The organism is Microcoleus sp. CAWBG27 (assembly GCF_020883145.1).
Classification (GTDB): Bacteria; Cyanobacteriota; Cyanobacteriia; order Cyanobacteriales; family Microcoleaceae; genus Microcoleus.
This window is the reverse complement of record NZ_JAHREU010000004.1, coordinates 43,502-61,544: the sequence shown is the minus strand read 5'-3', so window position 1 is coordinate 61,544 and position 18,043 is coordinate 43,502. Positions and strand designations below refer to the sequence as shown.

The 18,043-nt window shown below is 44.6% G+C and carries 18 protein-coding genes; 10 read left to right on the top strand and 8 right to left on the bottom strand.

Annotation, left to right across the window (positions count from 1 at the left end; translation table 11 throughout):
* Nucleotide 1 precedes the first annotated feature (1 nt).
* The 8 genes from QZ938_RS03725 to QZ938_RS03690 all read left to right on the top strand — a co-directional run bounded on the left by QZ938_RS03725 (nt 2) and on the right by QZ938_RS03690 (nt 9,115).
* Nucleotides 2–463 (top strand): hypothetical protein, encoded by a 462-nt coding sequence (locus QZ938_RS03725; RefSeq protein WP_293352660.1) that lies wholly within the window; start codon nt 2–4, stop codon nt 461–463.
* Nucleotides 464–524: 61 nt separating this feature from the next.
* Nucleotides 525–2,192, top strand: coding sequence for a hypothetical protein (locus QZ938_RS03720; protein ID WP_293352659.1), 1,668 nt, complete (start codon nt 525–527; stop codon nt 2,190–2,192).
* Between the two features lie 12 nt (nt 2,193–2,204).
* Nucleotides 2,205–3,221, top strand: a complete 1,017-nt coding sequence (locus QZ938_RS03715; RefSeq protein ID WP_293352658.1) for a hypothetical protein — start codon at nt 2,205–2,207, stop codon at nt 3,219–3,221.
* Nucleotides 3,222–3,336: 115 nt separating this feature from the next.
* Entirely contained in the window at nt 3,337–4,575 is a 1,239-nt protein-coding gene (locus QZ938_RS03710; protein ID WP_293352657.1) for a LysM peptidoglycan-binding domain-containing protein, read from the top strand.
* 766 nt (nt 4,576–5,341) lie between these two features.
* Nucleotides 5,342–5,596 (top strand): acyl carrier protein, encoded by a 255-nt coding sequence (gene acpP, locus QZ938_RS03705; protein ID WP_194068168.1) that lies wholly within the window; start codon nt 5,342–5,344, stop codon nt 5,594–5,596.
* A 97-nt stretch (nt 5,597–5,693) separates the two neighbouring features.
* Nucleotides 5,694–6,947 (top strand): beta-ketoacyl-ACP synthase II, encoded by a 1,254-nt coding sequence (gene fabF, locus QZ938_RS03700; RefSeq protein ID WP_293352656.1) that lies wholly within the window; start codon nt 5,694–5,696, stop codon nt 6,945–6,947.
* A 108-nt stretch (nt 6,948–7,055) separates the two neighbouring features.
* Nucleotides 7,056–8,360, top strand: a complete 1,305-nt coding sequence (locus tag QZ938_RS03695) for an AAA family ATPase (RefSeq protein ID WP_293352655.1) — start codon at nt 7,056–7,058, stop codon at nt 8,358–8,360.
* Nucleotides 8,348–9,115, top strand: coding sequence for a hypothetical protein (locus QZ938_RS03690; RefSeq protein WP_293157385.1), 768 nt, complete (start codon nt 8,348–8,350; stop codon nt 9,113–9,115). Before QZ938_RS03695 ends, QZ938_RS03690 begins: the two co-directional genes overlap by 13 nt.
* A gap of 1 nt (nt 9,116) precedes the next feature.
* On the opposite strand, the gene QZ938_RS03685 is transcribed toward QZ938_RS03690, so the two are convergent.
* The 8 genes from QZ938_RS03685 to QZ938_RS03650 form a co-directional block, all read right to left on the bottom strand.
* Nucleotides 9,117–9,896, bottom strand: coding sequence for a DUF6816 family protein (locus tag QZ938_RS03685; RefSeq protein WP_293352654.1), 780 nt, complete (start codon nt 9,894–9,896; stop codon nt 9,117–9,119).
* Between the two features lie 119 nt (nt 9,897–10,015).
* On the bottom strand, nt 10,016–10,420 hold the full coding sequence (locus tag QZ938_RS03680; RefSeq protein ID WP_293352652.1) for a ChuX/HutX family heme-like substrate-binding protein: 405 nt from the start codon (nt 10,418–10,420) through the stop codon (nt 10,016–10,018).
* Nucleotides 10,421–10,620: 200 nt separating this feature from the next.
* Nucleotides 10,621–11,574 carry a PhoH family protein gene (locus QZ938_RS03675; RefSeq protein WP_293157394.1) on the bottom strand — a complete coding sequence of 318 codons (954 nt, stop codon included), beginning with the start codon at nt 11,572–11,574 and terminating at the stop codon, nt 10,621–10,623.
* A gap of 735 nt (nt 11,575–12,309) precedes the next feature.
* The gene (locus QZ938_RS03670; protein WP_293363258.1) at nt 12,310–12,843 is read right to left on the bottom strand and encodes a KH domain-containing protein; all 534 of its coding nucleotides are present in this window, start codon (nt 12,841–12,843) and stop codon (nt 12,310–12,312) included.
* On the bottom strand, nt 12,782–13,066 hold the full coding sequence (rpsP, locus tag QZ938_RS03665) for a 30S ribosomal protein S16 (protein WP_293157400.1): 285 nt from the start codon (nt 13,064–13,066) through the stop codon (nt 12,782–12,784). The genes QZ938_RS03670 and rpsP overlap by 62 nt, the downstream gene beginning before the upstream one ends.
* A 57-nt stretch (nt 13,067–13,123) precedes the next feature.
* Nucleotides 13,124–13,246: a hypothetical protein gene (locus QZ938_RS03660; protein WP_293365356.1), complete on the bottom strand. Its 123-nt coding sequence runs from the start codon at nt 13,244–13,246 to the stop codon at nt 13,124–13,126.
* 38 nt (nt 13,247–13,284) lie between these two features.
* Entirely contained in the window at nt 13,285–14,619 is a 1,335-nt protein-coding gene (locus QZ938_RS03655) for a D-alanyl-D-alanine carboxypeptidase (protein WP_293352650.1), read from the bottom strand.
* A 302-nt stretch (nt 14,620–14,921) separates the two neighbouring features.
* Nucleotides 14,922–15,161 carry a hypothetical protein gene (locus tag QZ938_RS03650; RefSeq protein ID WP_293157411.1) on the bottom strand — a complete coding sequence of 80 codons (240 nt, stop codon included), beginning with the start codon at nt 15,159–15,161 and terminating at the stop codon, nt 14,922–14,924.
* Between the two features lie 118 nt (nt 15,162–15,279).
* Between QZ938_RS03650 and plsX the strand changes: the two genes are divergently transcribed.
* Nucleotides 15,280–16,332, top strand: coding sequence for a phosphate acyltransferase PlsX (plsX, locus tag QZ938_RS03645; protein WP_293157414.1), 1,053 nt, complete (start codon nt 15,280–15,282; stop codon nt 16,330–16,332).
* A gap of 417 nt (nt 16,333–16,749) precedes the next feature.
* Nucleotides 16,750–17,751, top strand: coding sequence for a beta-ketoacyl-ACP synthase III (locus QZ938_RS03640; protein ID WP_293157417.1), 1,002 nt, complete (start codon nt 16,750–16,752; stop codon nt 17,749–17,751).
* Nucleotides 17,752–18,043: the final 292 nt, after the last annotated feature.

Genomic DNA, 18,043 nt, shown 5'->3' with positions numbered 1-18,043 from the left:
TATGCCAGATGCTACAGAACTTGCAAAGCTCCTTGTTAGCTTACTATGTCCTGCATTACCCTTCCTCATGAAAATTGGTGAGAAAGTTGCTGAGGGGGTTAGTACCGACGCTGTAAAAGCTCTAGGAAAATCCAGTTGGGACAAAGCTAAGAATGTTTGGGCAAAACTCAGCCCTCAAGTTGAGCAGAAAGGAGCCGCCCAGGAGGCAGTCACTAATGTAATACAGCGTCCAGATGAGATTTCGCAGTTTGCGTTAATTAGTCAAATCAGAGATATTCTCGAAGGAAATCCAGAACTGACTCAAGAGTTGCTGAAGCTAATGCAAGAGAAAGATTCAGAACATGAGCGCGCAGTAGATAAATCAGTTAATCTCCAGAGTGGTGGAGTTACTGTTCGAGGAGACTTCCACAATCCTGGCGGAACTTTTGTTGGTGGCGATCAACACAATGCAGGTAATAAGTAAAATTTCTAACCCTGCTAAGTTAACTGCTATGTTCATACCTGCCGGATTTCTTTAAAGCGCCATGTCTATTGCCACACCTCCAGGCGATGTCAATGAGGAAAATCTATCCCCTGAACAACCCAAACAGGAACCTGCAAATGTTGAAAAAAAAGAAAAACCTTCTGATGATGAGCGTGAAAAAATCTTTCAATCATTTGTAAAGAAGGAGTCATCTAGTGAGAATAAGGTTGATGAATCTCAACAGCAGTTTCAAAACTTTGCAAAAAGATTTGTCAGCGAGTTCATAAAACAAGGTGGTTCAGTAGGCACTATTAACTTCCAAACTGGTGGTACACATATCGATGGAAGTTTTTACAACAGTAGTGGGCAGTTTGTTGGTGGTAGCCAATATAATGATAGTAAGAGTAATTCAGAGGGAGCTTCCGATCGCGATCCTGCAACTTTAGATGATTTTGATTATGCTGCAATACCTTTGCCAGAAAGGGTAGAGCGTTGGTTTGAGAATTACCCAGCGATTCATCATCGTTCTCTAATGATAGCGATGGCGTTTTTGAACGGAAGTGATTGCAAATCTATTATCGCTTTGAGCGAGAAACTAGAGTCTAAAATACGTTCAAAATTAGGCAAAGATACTCAGGAACTAGACGATGAAACCCTCAAATTTAAAATGTTAGGGTTTAAAAAACGACTGAGGATAGTTCTTGCTTATACTGAAGATAGCCATGAAAATACAGAGTTTGGGCGCAACTCATTTGAGATTTCCCTGTTCAATGACCAAAATTTTCAAGGTGCTTTATTAAGGTATATTTGGCAGGAAGAAGACTATTACTGGCAGATAATTCTTGATTGTTTGGTAGAACTTGGTACAACACAGGGTTCTCTGACAAAAGTTCGTCTTGCTGGTGCGCTCAGTGAGTCTTGTAAATATCGCTTTGACCTAGTGCGTGAAATGGTTTTAATTCCCTGGGCAAAAGCTGATAATCCTTCCCAGCGTTCGTTAGCAGTATTATCTTTGAGTGTTACTGCCTTAGGCGATGATGAAAATTCTCCTCAACAAGCACGAAATATACTATCCCATTGGAGTACATTAAAGAACTCGCCCAACTTAAGACGAACATCCATAGAAGCTTATAGTCTTTACGTTGGTTTGAAATTTCCAGATGATGCTTTTGAGAAGTTTCAGAAGATTATAAAATCAAATGATGTTAGTCTTTTTTCAGATATTTTAGAAGGCATAGTTATGCTTTTTGAAATGAGTGAATCTATTCCTGATAATCGATTGATTATCTTAAAACATCTTGAGACATGGCTAAGGTATGACAGAAAAGAATCTTGCCATGAAATGGCTGCTTTTGTTACTTGGGGCATTATGAAAACATCAGAGACTTCAGTAGATAATTTCACTTACAAAAAATTGCCAACGCTATTTTGGTTAGCCAAGACAGATGAAAAAAATTCACAAACTGTTTCGTCACTTATCAGATCTTCTCTAAATCTTAAACAGACTCGTTCTTTGGTGATAAAAGAGCTAGAGTCCTGGTTTAATTTTGTAGAAAAAGATTCTGAACTGAGGCAACCTCTTGGAAAAATTATCACTAGGATTATGAAACATGGAAATTCAAAAGAACGGCTCCGCCTTAAGGGCTATCTCAAGAGGTGGGCAGATCGAGGAAATTCATATGCAGTAACAATGCTGGCATTTTTACAACAAAAAGGATTAACACAGTAAAGGAGAGAAACTATGCAAGAAACATTCAATCCAATTTTAAGCCAAGAAGATGTTCGAGGCTGGTCTTTGACTAAAGAGATTCCTGTACCTGCGCCCAATACAGTTCTCGTCTTGTCTCGTAGTGGCGGTGAATTGTTAGTCATTAGTCACACAGATAAACCGATCTCTTTTAGTAAATTTAAATTTGGGGGATATAATTTCTTATACAAAATAGATGTTGGTGAATATGTACTAAAAATTGATTGTTCCTTACCTTCAAAAACTTCTGGGTTCGACTTTCCAACCACAGTAGAAATTACCTGCTCTGTTTCTGATGCACAAATCATCGTAAAGGCAGGGACACAGGATGTCGCTTCAGTTTTAAAAGCACGGCTCATTAATGAGATGAAACAAATTTCTCGTGATTATGATTTGCGAGAAAATGCGATGGCAGAAAAAGATATTAATAGAAGTGTGAGGCGCAGAGTTGTTGATGAACGCTGTTTTGATGACTTAGGATTGCGAGTTCCTCAACTGGTAGCTTCATTGCAAATTGACTCATCAGCGATCGGAAGTATCAAGCAAGTAACCTTAACCGAACTGAATGAAGCTGCATTATTAGCTGACAAAGCGGCTCAATTTAGACTTGCCCAAGCTGAAGAAATTGCACAACTCAAGCTTGATGAATTGAAACGTATGCGTGCTTCAGCTAGTCAAGAGCATTATGAGAAACTTCTAGGAGGTGGTGAAGCCAGTCTACTTGCTGCCTATCTAGCGCAAAATCCTGGAAATATTGCTGAGCTGATCAGTCGTTTTGATCAGCAAAAGCAGCTTTCTTCTGGTAGCAATATGGAACTATTTAAAATTATGCTGCAAGAAGATGCGCTTGAAGGAGCTGAACTGGGTGAAGCTAGCATGAGAGTTTTACGGCGAGTAATGGGTTTAACCGAATCACCAAAAGCTGCTTTGGAAGGTAATGCAGCAAACGAAGACCTACAACCACTATCTGATGACGATGACGATGATGATTTGGACGATGTGCCGAGTTAGAACACTCGTTATAAGTTTCTATGAATTGTAAATGTAGAGAAAGTTAGGTTTTAGAGTAATGAGCTTATTGCACCTAATCTTGCGGAGCATTTGGGGGGGGCTAATCTACTTGCCTATGCCGTGGCAAGCACTTGTCACTATAACCCTTCTCATGTTTTTCTTGCCACTTTTATTATTACGCTTGATTCCTTGGCTAATTGCCAGGGCTTTACAGCTTATATTCTTGCTAGCGTATAGAATTGTTTATGGACTATTTTGGTTTTCCTACAAGATTGAACCTTTTTTACACAAGTCTGGTGATGGTATTACTGATTTTTTACAGGAAATAGAGAATTTTCTTCGAGGAGTACTAAGAGTTATTGAGCAAACAAAAGAAGCTTGTCAAAGTCTTGAAAGAAGTGCCTTTAAACGGAAGTGGATCGTAGGTAAAAAAAGCCTATATTTGACACCATTGATTACTTTACCATTTTGGTTTATTCGCCCTTGGCTGGATTTTTCACCGGGAGTAACCTCTCTAGTTGATAAAAGTATTGAGACTTGGTGTTCCTTTGAACATTGGAGTATGACTGGTCAGTGGCAACCTTCTGCTTTAACTTGCACTTACCCAACTCGATCATCGCGCTGGGATAACAGTTTTAAGTTCATTGAATATCAAAACAAGCAAATAATCTCCGATCTCACAGAAAAAATCAATCAAAAACCAGGAGATGTAGAATTTCTGATAAATCGAGCTAATGCTTATTTTAATATTGAAGAATATAATTTAGCACTTGAAGATTTTAAGAGAGCTTTAGATTTTAACAGTTCTTATGCACCTGCATATGTTGGTAAAGGTAGGGTATATCTTGTAATTAGAGAGATTGATAAAGCTTTCACGGAATTCAACAATGCACGTCAAAAAGATCCTAAATATGCACCTGCTTATGTAGGACGTGGTGATGTTTATCAAAGAAAAAATGATAAACAAGCTGCGCTGGCAGAATATCAAAAAGCATATCAATTAAATCAGCAGTATGCTCCTACTTACTATAGTCGAGGAGACGTTCAATGCTACTTATTTGGCAATCAGGTAGAGGCAGTCAAAGATTATAATATAGCAGAGGAAATTTATCGTTCACAAGGCGATCTAGTGAATGCCTGGAAGGTAAGACAATCACTTAGTAAACTAGATACTTTGTATAAAATTCAGCGAGGTGATACTCTAAGTAAAATTGCTGCTCGTTTCAATACTTCAGCACAAGAAATTGCGTCAGTAAACAGTGATAAGTATCCTTCTCTGACCAATAATCCAGATTCCATAGAAACTGGTTGGGAAATTAGAATCCCAGCGTGCAGATCAACATCACGTGAATAGTGGCGATATCTAACAACGACCTGGAGCAGATGGACAAAAGATATTGGTGCATACAACGGAAAACCGAGCCTGGTGTAAAGAAAGAGGAATTAGAATCAGTCGGTTCCCAAAAGGCAAGACCTTCAGCCCATGCTAGCAAAGAAAAAAAGAAGCAAGCGTTGGAAGATGAGATTAGAAAAAGATGAGACGATCGCACTTCGCTTGGATGCTGCAATGGCAACTCATTAATCAGCGGATTCATAACAAGGCTAGCCCTGTCAAGGTGGTGAAGAAAGCCTTCAAACGGTTGAAATTTCGTTTCAGACGATCGTTCAATCTGATTGTTTTCAATCCAGATCAACAATAAATCTTGTTTATTATCGATCGCCAACAGCTAGGATCGCGTAAATGTGTCGGTAGCACCTTGACATGGCTGGCATAAGGCCCATGCACACCGATCATATAGAACTGGTTGGATGAGTTCCAGGGGCTGTTTGCGACGGATGAACCTAAGACCAAAAAAACGATTTTGGGCCCATAAACCGGGTTTGACGGAGAAAAATACTTCGTTGTAGACCGCAGATTCGGTGAAAAACCCGGTTTCGAGGAGTCCCAACAGTCCTTAAGTTGACCACGGCCCACTCCCTAAACAGAGGGTCAGTTAGAAAAGCGGCAAGCCTTTCTCCCGAAGATCCCCCTTTCGGATAAGATCAGATACGCAGCAACCAATGCCGTGTTTCACCCCTAGTCTGAAGACACAGGGTTTTTATACTTACTGGAGTTTTTTATGAGCCAAGACGACATTTTTGCCAGAGTCAAGAAAATTGTGGCCGATCAACTGGAAGTCGATCCGAGCGAAGTCAAGCCCGAAGCCAACTTTGCTAACGATTTAGGAGCAGATTCCCTAGATACAGTAGAGCTGGTGATGGCATTGGAAGAAGAGTTTGATATTGAAATTCCCGACGAAGCAGCCGAAGCAATTACCACGGTTCAAGCTTCTGTAGATTTCATCAGCAGCAAACTTGCAGCTCCAAAAGCATAAAATACCTGTCTTTTCCCCTAAGAGGAGAGAAGTTAAAAAACTAACAACTCCTCTTTTGTTCTGCGTTCTGGGTGTTTAATTTTTTGAAACTGAAATCATGACAAATTTAGAGCGTAAGCGCGTTGTTATCACGGGTCTCGGCGCGATTACACCGATCGGCAATACCTTGTCTGAATATTGGGACGGGTTGCTGGCCGGGAAGAATGGCATCGGCCCGATCACCTTGTTCGATGCGTCGCGGCACGACTGCCGGATTGCTGGAGAGGTAAAGGGTTACGACCCTCACGACTATTTAGAGCGCAAGGAAGCAAAGCGGATGGATCGCTTTGCTCAATTTGGGGTATCAGCGAGCAAACAAGCTCTGGCTGATGCGAAGTTTGAGATTAACGACCTGAACGCAGAACAGGTGGGTGTCATTCTTGGCACCGGCATTGGTGGCCTGAAGGTTTTAGAAGACCAACAAGAGATCTATTTGACTCGCGGCCCCGATCGATGCAGCCCGTTTATGATTCCCATGATGATTGCGAATATGGCCGCAGGCCTGACGGCGATTCAAACGGGCGCCAAGGGGCCGAACTCTTGCACGGTGACAGCCTGCGCTGCCGGCTCAAACGCGGTGGGCGATGCGTTTCGCCTAGTTCAGGGCGGTTATGCCCAAGCCATGATTTGCGGCGGTACCGAAGCGGCGGTAACTCCTTTGTGTGTGGCGGGTTTTGCTGCGGCGAGGGCGCTTTCGACTCGCAATGATGACCCGACTCATGCTTGCCGTCCGTTCGATCGCGATCGCGATGGTTTTGTCGTCGGCGAAGGTGCTGGCATTCTGCTTTTAGAAGAAATGGAACACGCTTTGGCACGAGGGGCCAGAATTTACGCAGAAATCGTCGGTTACGGTTTAACTTGCGACGCGTACCACATGACATCCCCAGTACCGGGGGGCGAAGGTGCATCCCGGGCGATCGCTTTAGCCCTCAAGGATGCGGGTTTGACGCCGGATCGAGTGAGCTATATCAACGCTCACGGCACGAGCACGCTTCCTAACGATTCTACGGAAACGAAGGCAATTAAGAAGGTTTTGGGAGAAAGCGCTTACAAAGTAGCAATTAGTTCTACCAAGTCCATGACCGGCCATCTTTTGGGCGGTTCTGGGGGAATTGAGGCGGTGGCAACTGTAATGGCGATCGCCAACGATAAAGTCCCGCCGACAATCAATCTAGAAAATCCCGATCCTGAGTGCGATTTGGACTATGTTCCGCATACAAGTCGCGATCTAAAAGTTGATGTGGCGCTGTCGAATTCCTTTGGGTTTGGCGGCCACAACGTAACGCTGGCATTCAAGAAGTTTGTGCAGTAACGGACAATTTGAAAGTCGAGAGTTAAAAGGTGAAAAATCAATTTTTCACCTTTGTAGGGTAGGCATCTTGCCTGCCCTAACTTTCTGAAGTATAACCGGAGCGATCGTATGAATCAACCAATTATTCGATTTCTGACAACCAAGAATTATAAAAATTTACACCTAGATCCATCTGTAAATTTAAACAACCTTAATATATTTATCGGCTCAAACGGTTCAGGCAAAAGCAATTTCATTAGTTGTTTAAAATTTTTAAAAGATTGCCTAATTGCTATGCCCGACGAAAATCGAGGCGTGAGTAGTTTTGAGGATGCTATTTCTAAATTTGGTGGCGATAAAATCTTAGATGTCAATGTTGAAAGTCCAGCAAAAGTCAGTATTGCTTACTGTTTTTCGCAAATTAACCAAACTGGTAATCTTCAAAAAGACAGCGCAATTCTTGATTTCAAACTTTATATCGATCGACAAAAAGTAAGGGCGAGCCTCTCTGAAGAATATCTGTATGGCGGAGAAGATTTGCAGGAAACTTCTTCCAGCAAGCAACCTTTCTATTACTATGAATTACATGAAAGAGAATTAGGGCAAGGCTTTTTATATGTTAACAATTCTCCCGGTCAAGAGTCAACTCAGGTTCAACTTTTAGATAACATTCCTACAAATTCTTTGGGTTTATTGACAATTCCTATACTCCTTGAAAATAGTCAATTTCCCCCAGAAAATACACCCGTTTACAAAATTAGAAGAGAATTAATTGAATTTATTTCAAAATGGCAATTTTATAATGCCAATAACATGAATTTGAATTTAATTAGAACCGTAGAGCCTAAAATAGGTGGAAGTGATATTTACCTATCTGCATCTGGAGATAATCTGCCCTTAGTTTTGGAGAATTTAAGCCACAATATCGACTTTGAAGATAGCCTGAACGAGGCGATGAAATCGATATTACCAAAAACTCGTCGCCTTAGACCTGTACGTTCTGGTCGCTTATCTCTCACTGTAGAATGGTATTTTGAAGGTATCAAAGAAGCATTTTACCTCAATGAAATGTCGGATGGAACTGTCAGGATGCTTTGTTGGGCAACTATATTACATTCTCCACTTCTTCCTTCTTTGATAGTCATTGATGAACCGGAATTAGGATTGCACGTATCGTGGATGCCAATTTTAGCTGAGTGGATTAAAAAAGCTGCGAGAAAAACTCAGATAATTATTACCACCCATAGCCCCGACCTTTTAGATCACTTTACCGATCGTTTAGAAAATGTTCTTTGTTTTTATTCTGAAAATAGAACGCATTTCTCAGTCAAATCTCTTTCAAAAGAAATGCTGGAACAAAAACTTGAAGAGGGATGGCAATTAGGCGACTTATATCGTGTTGGCGATCCCAGTATTGGAGGATGGCCGTGGTAGTGTGGGTTTTCTCTGGTGGCGGTGAATCTGAGGTTAGAGGATTAATTCCTTTTTTAGAAAAAACTTTTCCAGGGTGTATTTTTATACGAAAAACACCAGTTCGTCAAAAACCTGGCCCTAAACCTAATAAAGCAGGTAGTTATGGAAGAACCGGTCAAAGCTTAATCGAGCAAATCAAGCAAGAATTGCCGATCGCCTTAAAAGCAGAACCAAATAAATGCGACTTGATTTTAGTTTTCGATGATTTGGATTGTCGCGATTCTCAGACACAAAAATCCAAAATATTGTCAGAGATATCAAAAATACGAGAATGTGCTGACATCGAAAAATTTGTTGGGTTTGCGGCACCAGAAATCGAAGCTTGGATTATTGCTGATTGGAATAATTCAATAGCTAAACATCCAGATTTTCGAGGCCGACACCAATGGATGCGTTGGTGGCTGAGTCAAGAAAAAAATGTTCCTTTTGATAATCCCGAATCATTTAGTGAATACGATCGTAAAAAAGATTGCTGTCAAGACAAGCTATCAGACACATTAATTGAGTCCACAACCGTTAAAAATACCGTTGAAGATGAAGATAGCAGCAATGGCGATCGACGACCACCCTTTAGCAATGTCGATAGACCACGCTTTTCTAAAGGAGATCATACTCCTTCGCTCTTGAGAAAAATCGACCCAAATGAAGTCCAGAAAAAATGTCCGTTATTTCGCGAACTCTATAACAAGCTCAATAATTTTTGTCGTTCTTCTTAGCCTATTCTCCCCGTGACAACTCCAAGCGATATCGGTACAAAGCCACAGGATGCCCCCCAGCAGCAAAATAATCCGGGTCTTGTGGCGACAAATAAATCGCTGTCACCTGATCCGCTACAATTTTTTTACTCCCAGAAGATCCATTTTCCCCGCTTCCAATCACTCGATAAGCCGTTGTTGTTTCCACTTCGTTTAAATAAATATCAGTCTCGCCCCGAAATACCTGCTGAGAAATTTCTGTAGATACAAACTCCCGAGGATTCGGCGTTTCTGTGCCGCGACTGGTGACAATCGAGATCAGTTGGCGATCGCCCTTGAGTATGGTAATCTGACGGTTGGGATTGTTCGGATCGACTTTCACCGAAAGTACGCCACCGTTGCCTAAATAGGCTTTGGCTATGTTCAAACCGTTAAAATTGCGATCGGCTACAATTTTAGGAGCTTTTTTAGATATATAATTAGAAATTAAGCCAATATTTTTTTCAGGTTGAAATCGAACTTTAAACAATACTGGCTGCTGCAAATACTGGCGGTTTTTTTCAAATCCAGGCGTGACAATATTTGGGGCTAAAGGAGATGCTAAATCTATTAAAGTGCTGGCAACATTCCAACTTCCTGCCATCCAGTCTGGATACACTAAATCTCCCTTAGCTACGGCGATGGGAGGCTTGCTATCCCAATCGGGAAAACTGGAAATGCGATCGCCCAAAACCCCCGCCCTCGCACCGCCACCCCACAGCAACACCAGTAAAACCAGACAAAAACCCCAAATTACCTTCATACCAAATTACATTCACACAGCTAACTTTATATTTTTCTCTAATTCGTTCGTAGTGAGGACTTCAGTCCTTCTTTTTGCGGACTGAAGTCCTCACTACGAACCTTTTTTGTCTGTTGGTTTTAAATTTCCTCAACTGGTGTAGGTTCCCAAACCTCCCCGTATTTTTCCTTCAATTCGTGCCAGTTTTCCACCTGTCCTGGTTCGTATTCACCAGGTTTTCCCCACTGCAAAAACGCGCTCAACGCAGCATCATTTTGCTCGTCCAGAAAACGAATTGCATAAGTTGTAAAATTGCCTCTTTTTGCCTCGCCAGTCTCAAATTTCACTTGTTTAATTTTGTCCATATTTAGATGGAACTCAAATATTTCGGCGTGCATATTTGCATATTTTCCCTTGGGCAACTCTGCATAAAACAGCTTGTGAATTGAACCGCGCACTTCCAGTACAGCGGCGCTGCTAGTCACGATTAAACGCAGCGTTCCCAATTTTTCGCAAGCTTCTAAGAATTCTTTCAGGTTAGGCATAATTTAATTTGGGAATTGGGAATTGGGAATGGGGCATGGGGAATGGGGCATTGGGCATTAGGGCATTGGAAATTAGAACCAATGACAACTGTCAACTGTCAACTGTCAACTGTCAACTGTCAACTGTCAACTAAGAGGGCAGGCCCGCACCATCCACTGCCCCTACAACTGTCAACTGTCAACTATCAACTGACTACTGACTATTTTTCGTGCAGTTCGTAAGCAGCGACAATCCGCTGTACTAGCGGGTGTCTCACCACATCTGACTGATTGAATTCACAGAAAGCAATGCCTTCAACGTTACCCAGAATTTTTTGAGCAACTGACAGTCCCGACTGTTGGTTTGGTGGCAAATCTGTTTGAGTGATATCGCCCGTCACTACCATTTTCGATCGAAAGCCCAGACGAGTCAACACCATTTTCATCTGAGCAGGTGTTGTATTTTGAGCTTCGTCCAAAATGACGAAAGCATTGCTGAGAGTACGCCCTCGCATATAAGCTAAAGGAGCTACTTCGATTAAGCCTCTTTCCATTAAATCGGCCATTTTTTCGGGGTCGATTATTTCTTGGAGGGCGTCGTATAGCGGGCGCAAATAGGGATCGACTTTTTGTTGCAAATCTCCTGGCAAAAATCCTAATTTTTCCCCAGCTTCTACGGCGGGCCTGGTTAAAATCAGTCGTTCGTACTGCTTGCTTAACAGTGCTTGCACTGCGAAAATAGCTGCTAGAAATGTTTTTCCAGTACCAGCGGGGCCGATGCAAAATGTTAAGTCGTGGGTGCGTACTGCTTGGACGTACTGCCGCTGTTTGAAGGTTTTGGCTCTTATTTCTTCGCCGCGGCGGGTTTTGGCGAGTACGTCTCGTTGCAAGTCTTGCAAATCTTCTTGGCGGTTGGTATCCAATGCGTAGCGCGCTGTTTGGATTTCTACTCCGGTGATGGTTTTGCCGGATTTCCAATAGTCGGAGAGCGATCGCACTAATTTATGACACAATTCTACTTGAGTTTTTGTGCCGGAAATCAGCAGTTCTTGCCCTCGCATTACGAGGTTGGCGCCGGTTTGCTTAGAGATAATTTTCAAGTTTTCTTCTTGATTGCCAGCCAGCGACATAGCGCTTTGATTGCTCGGTAACTCTATTGTTAGTTTTTCAGTCATGCCAGCATGAGCTCCTCCAAGTAAGTAATTAAAAGTTAACAATCAGCTTTGTTTTACGAACAAAAAGACGCCCGGTACTAGATTTTACCTAGTATCTAAGGCGTCTTTTCTGTTTAAATCGCAAATGAGTTTGGTGCTTGAGGCACAAATCAAATCTCCCTTCTTTGAAGTCAGGCAACTTTAGATTTTAGATTTTAGATTTTAGATTTTAGATTTTAGATTTACCCGATCCCGCTGAGATTTTAGATTTAAAATTTTACATTTTTGTCCGATCGCAAAACTGGCAATCTCAAATCAAACAGGGTTTGTAACACAAAGTCTACAACAGGCAATCTAAAATCTAAAATTGTCTCTCATAAAAACACTCGGTAAGTGGGAAACGAGCGAGTCTTTAGACCTGAGAGGAAAACTCCAAGAGCGATTTCAATCGCCTTGAATCCCCCTTGCGGGGTAGAGGGGTATGGTTGCCCCTCTGTGGAGATATGGTTGTCTCCGAATCCCTTTCGGGTAATGTTAGCTTCGCCAATGTTATAAGAGCTTGAGAGACCTGCAACACTGCCTCAGTGACTTTAAGACTGTTTAATTGCAGATGACAGAGCAAGGAACTAGCTTCGCATTCGCTTGGTGTCGTGACTCTTTTAACGTAGTCAGTTAAGACTTAGGCTGGTCAGTACAGCTTGCAATTTCTTACAAGCTCAGTCTCTTTAGAGCTGAGTTACTGACTCAGCAGAACAGTTAATAACCGGGAGTATTTCTGCTCGTTCTAAACGTAGGTGTGTTAGTACGGCGAGGTTGTTCTCTCGGGGTTCTGCTAGGTAAGGGAGTCGGCGACGGAGGCCCACTCCGAGGTCGGAAGTCTCCCCCATCGCGCCTACCGCGATCCGGACGATCGCGATCCGGACGATCGCGATCCGGACGATCGCGATCGCCCCTAGGTAGCCCGGAGTTGCGATCGCCTGCTTCGCCATCGTATATATCTAAGTACAGCGACTGACCCGCCGTTTGCGCCACCGCTTCGAGGGTAGTTCTTATTGCCTGAATATTGCGTCCGCCCCTACCGTAAACCCGCCCTTTATCGGGATCTTCAAAAGCGAGTCGAACCCAGACCCGGGATTGGCGCGGGTGCAGTTCGCAATCAACTCGCAAAGAGCCGGGCGACTCTAAAAAAGACCCAATTAAAAACTTAACCAGTCCAGCATAGTTGGGACTAGCTGACTGCTGCTGTGCTGGATTCAACGTTGGCTCCGGCTCCGACTTGTTCAAATACATTCGCTTTTCTCAGGATGTCACGCACGGTGTCAGTTGGCTGAGCGCCTTCTTGCAGGCGCTTGACAATCGCTGGAACATCCAGCCTGGTTTCATTATTTCTGGGGTTGTAGAAGCCGAGTTCTTCTAGGGGACGGCCGTCGCGGCGGGTAGAGCTGTTCATCGCTACAATCCGGTAGCTGGTCTCGCGTTTTTTCCCGTATCTCTTCAATCGCAGTTTGATCATCTTCTTGCACAATAGTCCTATCCCAATTGTGACATACTCTATGCGCGAAATCTCATATTATGCTGTGGGGCATCGGGCATCGGGCATCGGGCATCGGGCATCGGGCATCGGGCATCGGGCATCGGGCATCGGGCATCGGGCATCGGGCATCGGGCATCGGCCAAACAGGGCATCGGGCATCGGGCATGAATCTGCCAACTGTCAACTGTCAACTGACGTTAACCTCCGAGCAAAATATCGCTGCGATTTGCTGCCCCCAAAGCTGGTCTAGCGCCGTCAATGTGCGGTGTAATTGCTAGCGGCAGGGCCGGTGCAGTGCCCCACTGCTGCACCAATTTTTGCAGAAATATATCTTGCTGCGCTCTCAAAGAGTCCCAATTGGTGCCGCGATTAATAATTGCAAACCAAACTAAACCCCGATCGCGCGTGGGTATGGCTCCAGCCAAAGCAATCACCGTATCTAAGGTACCTGTTTTCACCACAGCCGACGGCGGAATGTGCCGGTGTTCCAAAGTTCCTTTATCGCGCCCGGACACCGGAAACAAGTCAGCAACAGTTAGCCCCGTAGTCTGAAGGTTGCGCGCGATCGCCTGCATCATCCCGCAAGCAGCCCTCGGAGACATCCGATTTTCCACTCCCAATCCCGAACCGTTAATTAATTGAAGTTCCGCCGCCGGCACCCCCGCCGCCCAAGTCGCTTGCTGCTGCACTATTTTGTGCCCGCCCAAATTGTCTGCCAGTATCTGAGCGATTTCATTGTCGCTGTGGACGTTCATCTGCTTGAGAATTTCGGGTAAAGGGAGCGATCGGCGCTTCAGCAGCAAATGTCCCGAACTCACAAATTTTTCAGCAATCACCCTGCCGGCGATCGTTACTTGCGGCTTTCTGGTTCCCCGAGCCATCTTAGAATATATTGCCACCACGTCAGAAGGCCAACTGCGCCCATCGAGAGCCTGCCGCAGACCCTCCCCCGCAGCCAAAGGATCGGACTGGTAATTCATGCGGAAATTGCCTGTCACCACTAAGTTGCCCGCGACGCGATCGATACCCATTTGATTGAGAGCATTACCCACGGCGATCGCCTCTTCCCACACAAACAAAGGATCGCCACCACCACTGACAACCAAATCTCCTTGCAACACCCCATTCCTAATCGGCCCGGTTCCCCGGAACCGCGTTTCAAACTGATGCTCGGTGCCCCAAGTTTCCAGCGAAGCCAGAGAAGTTGCAATTTTAGTCAGCGAAGCCCCTGGCATCAGTACCTTTCCCTGCTGACTTACCAGTGGCACCATTCCGGCTTGTACCCAAACTCCCTGATTGCCGTCTATCAGATGTTTTGCCTTCAAATCTTTTAAATATTCCTCCACCGCGGCGGATGTCGGCAAGTCTCGATTTGCTGCATCTACTCCTCCAAAAGCCAGCTCTTCGGCCACCACTAACCCGGGTATCCCTCCCCGCCAAGCCAGTAGCGACACAGCATTGGGCGCGGCACTGCGTACCCCAGCCATGTCCAGCCACAGAGACATGATTCCTGAGCTAAATAAATCCAGCATTTTTTACTCCTATATTCAACAGTTGACAGTTGACAGTTGACAGTTGACAGTTTGATAGCGACCTCTACCCTTAAGTCCGAGGATTGGAGTATAGTCAGATTTTAATTTCTCCCTCAAAAGGTTCCGGCTTTCAACCAATTCTTTCTGGTGAGTCAATCGATTTGAGATTTGAGATTTGAGAATTACTCGACATTTCAATCTGGGAGGCGGAACTAGGATCTAAAATTTTGGGGTTCCCGACGAGTGTCGGAAAGCAAGTACCCGTTGTTGGGCGGGTCATGTAAACTATTCCGTTGAGTTTTTTAATTGGCAGTCAACAATAGTAAAGTCGCGACAAACTCTATCAGAGTAGTGCGAAATAGCGATCGTCCGATCGAGCGCGAGCAGATTTTAGCGATCGATTCGCACTTCTGTATGCAGAAATAGCGATCGTCCGATCGAGCAGGAGCAGATTTTAGCGATTTATTGGCACTTCTGGATGCAGGCTCACGATCCGCAAGAAACGGGTACAACGCCCCGACGCCATTCGTGGATGCTCCCAAAATTTTAGACCCAAGTTGCCGATCCCAGATTTAAGGCTGTAACTCAATCTCCAATGCTCCAATACGAAAATCGGCTGACTTCCTGGTAGAATTTTTAGTGTTTCTCAAACATTGGTCAATGGGATCGACACGCGCAAGAATTGCAATAGACGCTATGGGTGGGGATCATGCCCCCGCCGAAGTTGTAGCTGGAGCGCTTAAGGCACAAGAAGAATTAGGCGTAGAGATTTTGCTGGTGGGCGACCCGCAGCAAATAGAAGACTCGCTACGTCTTCAAGACGCGATCGGCCGCGTCTCTACAGGTCAGCTAGAAATCGTTCCTTCAGAAGGAACGGTGGAAATGCACGAAGAACCTCTAAGTGCCCTCAAACGCAAGCCCAAAGCTTCGATTAACGTAGCCATGAACTTGGTGAAGCAGCAGCAGGCTGATGCTGTGGTGTCCGCCGGTCACTCCGGTGCGGCAATGGCGGCTGCCCTACTGAGGTTGGGGCGGCTACCTGGAATCGATCGCCCCGCGATCGGTGCGGTTTTGCCGACAATGGTACCGGGTACCTCTGTACTCATTCTCGATGTCGGCGCTAATGTGGACTGCCGCCCCAAATTTTTGGAGCAGTTTGCTCTGATGGGAACTATTTACAGCCAGTGCGTGCTGGGCGTCGCCGAACCAAAAATCGGCCTGCTAAACATTGGCGAAGAACCTTCTAAAGGCAACGACGCTGCGGTACGCACCCATCAGTTATTGGCGGACAATCCGAACATTCCTTTTGTGGGCAATGCCGAAGGCCGCGACGTGCTGTCGGGGAACTTTGACGTGATTGTCTGCGACGGGTTTGTCGGCAACGTGTTGTTGAAGTTTGCTGAAGCGGTGGGCGAAGTCGTAGTCCAGGTGCTCAAGGAAGAGTTGGTCAAAGGGCTCCAACATCAAATTAACGATCCTATGTTGCAAGACAGCCTCAAGGGGTTCAAGCAGCGGGTAGACCACGTTGAACATGGTGGCGGTTTGCTGTTGGGCGTTGCTGGAGTTTGCATTATCAGCCACGGTTCGTCTCAAGCTGCCTCGATTTTTAATGCCATTCGTTTGGCAAAAGGGGCTATTGACAACCAAGTGCTGGAGCGAATTAGATCGTCCAATCGCGAAAGCGCTGTGGAACAAGAAGCTTTCAACAGTTGACAATTGACAGTTGACAGTTGACAGTTTGAGAGCCACTTCTACCTATAGGTCAGAGGGTTGGAGTAATGAATAGTCTGATTTTAATTTCTCCCTCAAAGGGTTCCGGCTTTCAACCAATTCTTTCTTGTAAATTAGAAGCAGTCTCGCCTTTCCTAGCATTAGACGATCTTGGGCATAGAGTTCGCGGGCGTTCGTGATTCCTTTTTATATAAGGGAATTGCGAATTGCGCTCGATCTTACCTCACAGCAGTTGAAAACCGTTATAAGGAATTAAGAATTAAAAATGTCAAATTAAAAATGCCGATTTAAACCAACGGTTTTGCTTAAAAACAAAGTAATTTCAGAAGTTTAAAAATAATTTTAATTTTAATTTTTTAATTTTTAATTTCTCGATTTATCGCTCATAAATGGAGAGGAATGTTGCAGCAATCAGGGTTCGGCATTGCCGTCACGGGTAGCGGCTCTTGTACACCGCAGGTTTCGCTAGATAATAACGGTTTGAGTCAGATTGTAGAAACGTCTGACGAGTGGATTGCGGCGCGAACGGGCATTCGATCGCGCAGGCTGGCGGACGATCGCACTTCTTTGTGCGATTTGGCATCGGAGGCATCCCGCAGGGCGATCGCCATGGCAGAAATTTCGCCGACAGATATCGATTTGATTATTTTGGCCACATCAAGCCCTGACGATTTGTTCGGCACTGCCGGCAAAATTCAATATCAGTTGGGCGCTACAAAAGCTGTGGCTTTCGATTTGACAGCAGCTTGTTCGGGATTTGTGTTTGGTTTAGTTACAGCCTCGCAATTCATTCGGACAGGGGTTTATCAAAATGTTTTGCTGATCGGAGCAGATATTTTATCTCGCTGGGTGAATTGGTCAGATCGGGGTACTTGCATTTTATTTGGAGACGGTGCAGGTGCGGTGGTATTGCAGGCTTCAGAGGTCGATCGATTTTTGGGATTTGAAATTCGCAGCGACGGCACGCAAAATTCATCTCTCAATTTAGCCTACAAAGCCGAGTCAAAATCATTAATTGAGGGCGTGAATATCGGACAAGGTGGATTTGAGCCGATCGCCATGAACGGTCAAGAAATCTATCGGTTTGCCGTCAAGAAAGTGCCGGAAGTCATAGAAAAAGCGATGTTTCGGGCAAATATCAGCGCCGAAAAAATTGACTGGTTGCTGTTGCACCAAGCCAATCAACGGATTCTCGATGCAGTAGCCCAAAGACTCAAGATTCCCCCGGAAAAAGTAATCAGCAATTTAGCAAATTACGGCAATACCTCAGCAGCTTCAATTCCCCTTGCTTTAGACGAATCGGTGCGTCTGGGTAAAGTTAAATCTGGTGAGACTATTGCTGCGGCTGGTTTCGGTGCAGGTTTGAGCTGGGGGGCGGCGATTTTTCAATGGGGAAGGTAATACCATTTTCGATTTTCGATTGGCAATTTTTGATTGGGAAATTACTGATGAACTATGGGTTGGAGCGAGGGCCAGCAGTTTCATTATTTTGGGGAACTCGTATAATATTTTCCGAATTTAAACTTGCCCTGTTGACAGTCGGGAGTGCAACCATTGAAAAATAAAAATCCTTTAACACGACAGACATCGGGTAAGGTGCGCGCCCAACGGGTTCAACTAGAAGACAGGAGTTCTGGAAAAGCGCGTCCTGAAATGGAAATTTCTCGCGCAAGTTCGTAGGCCGGGGCCGGGG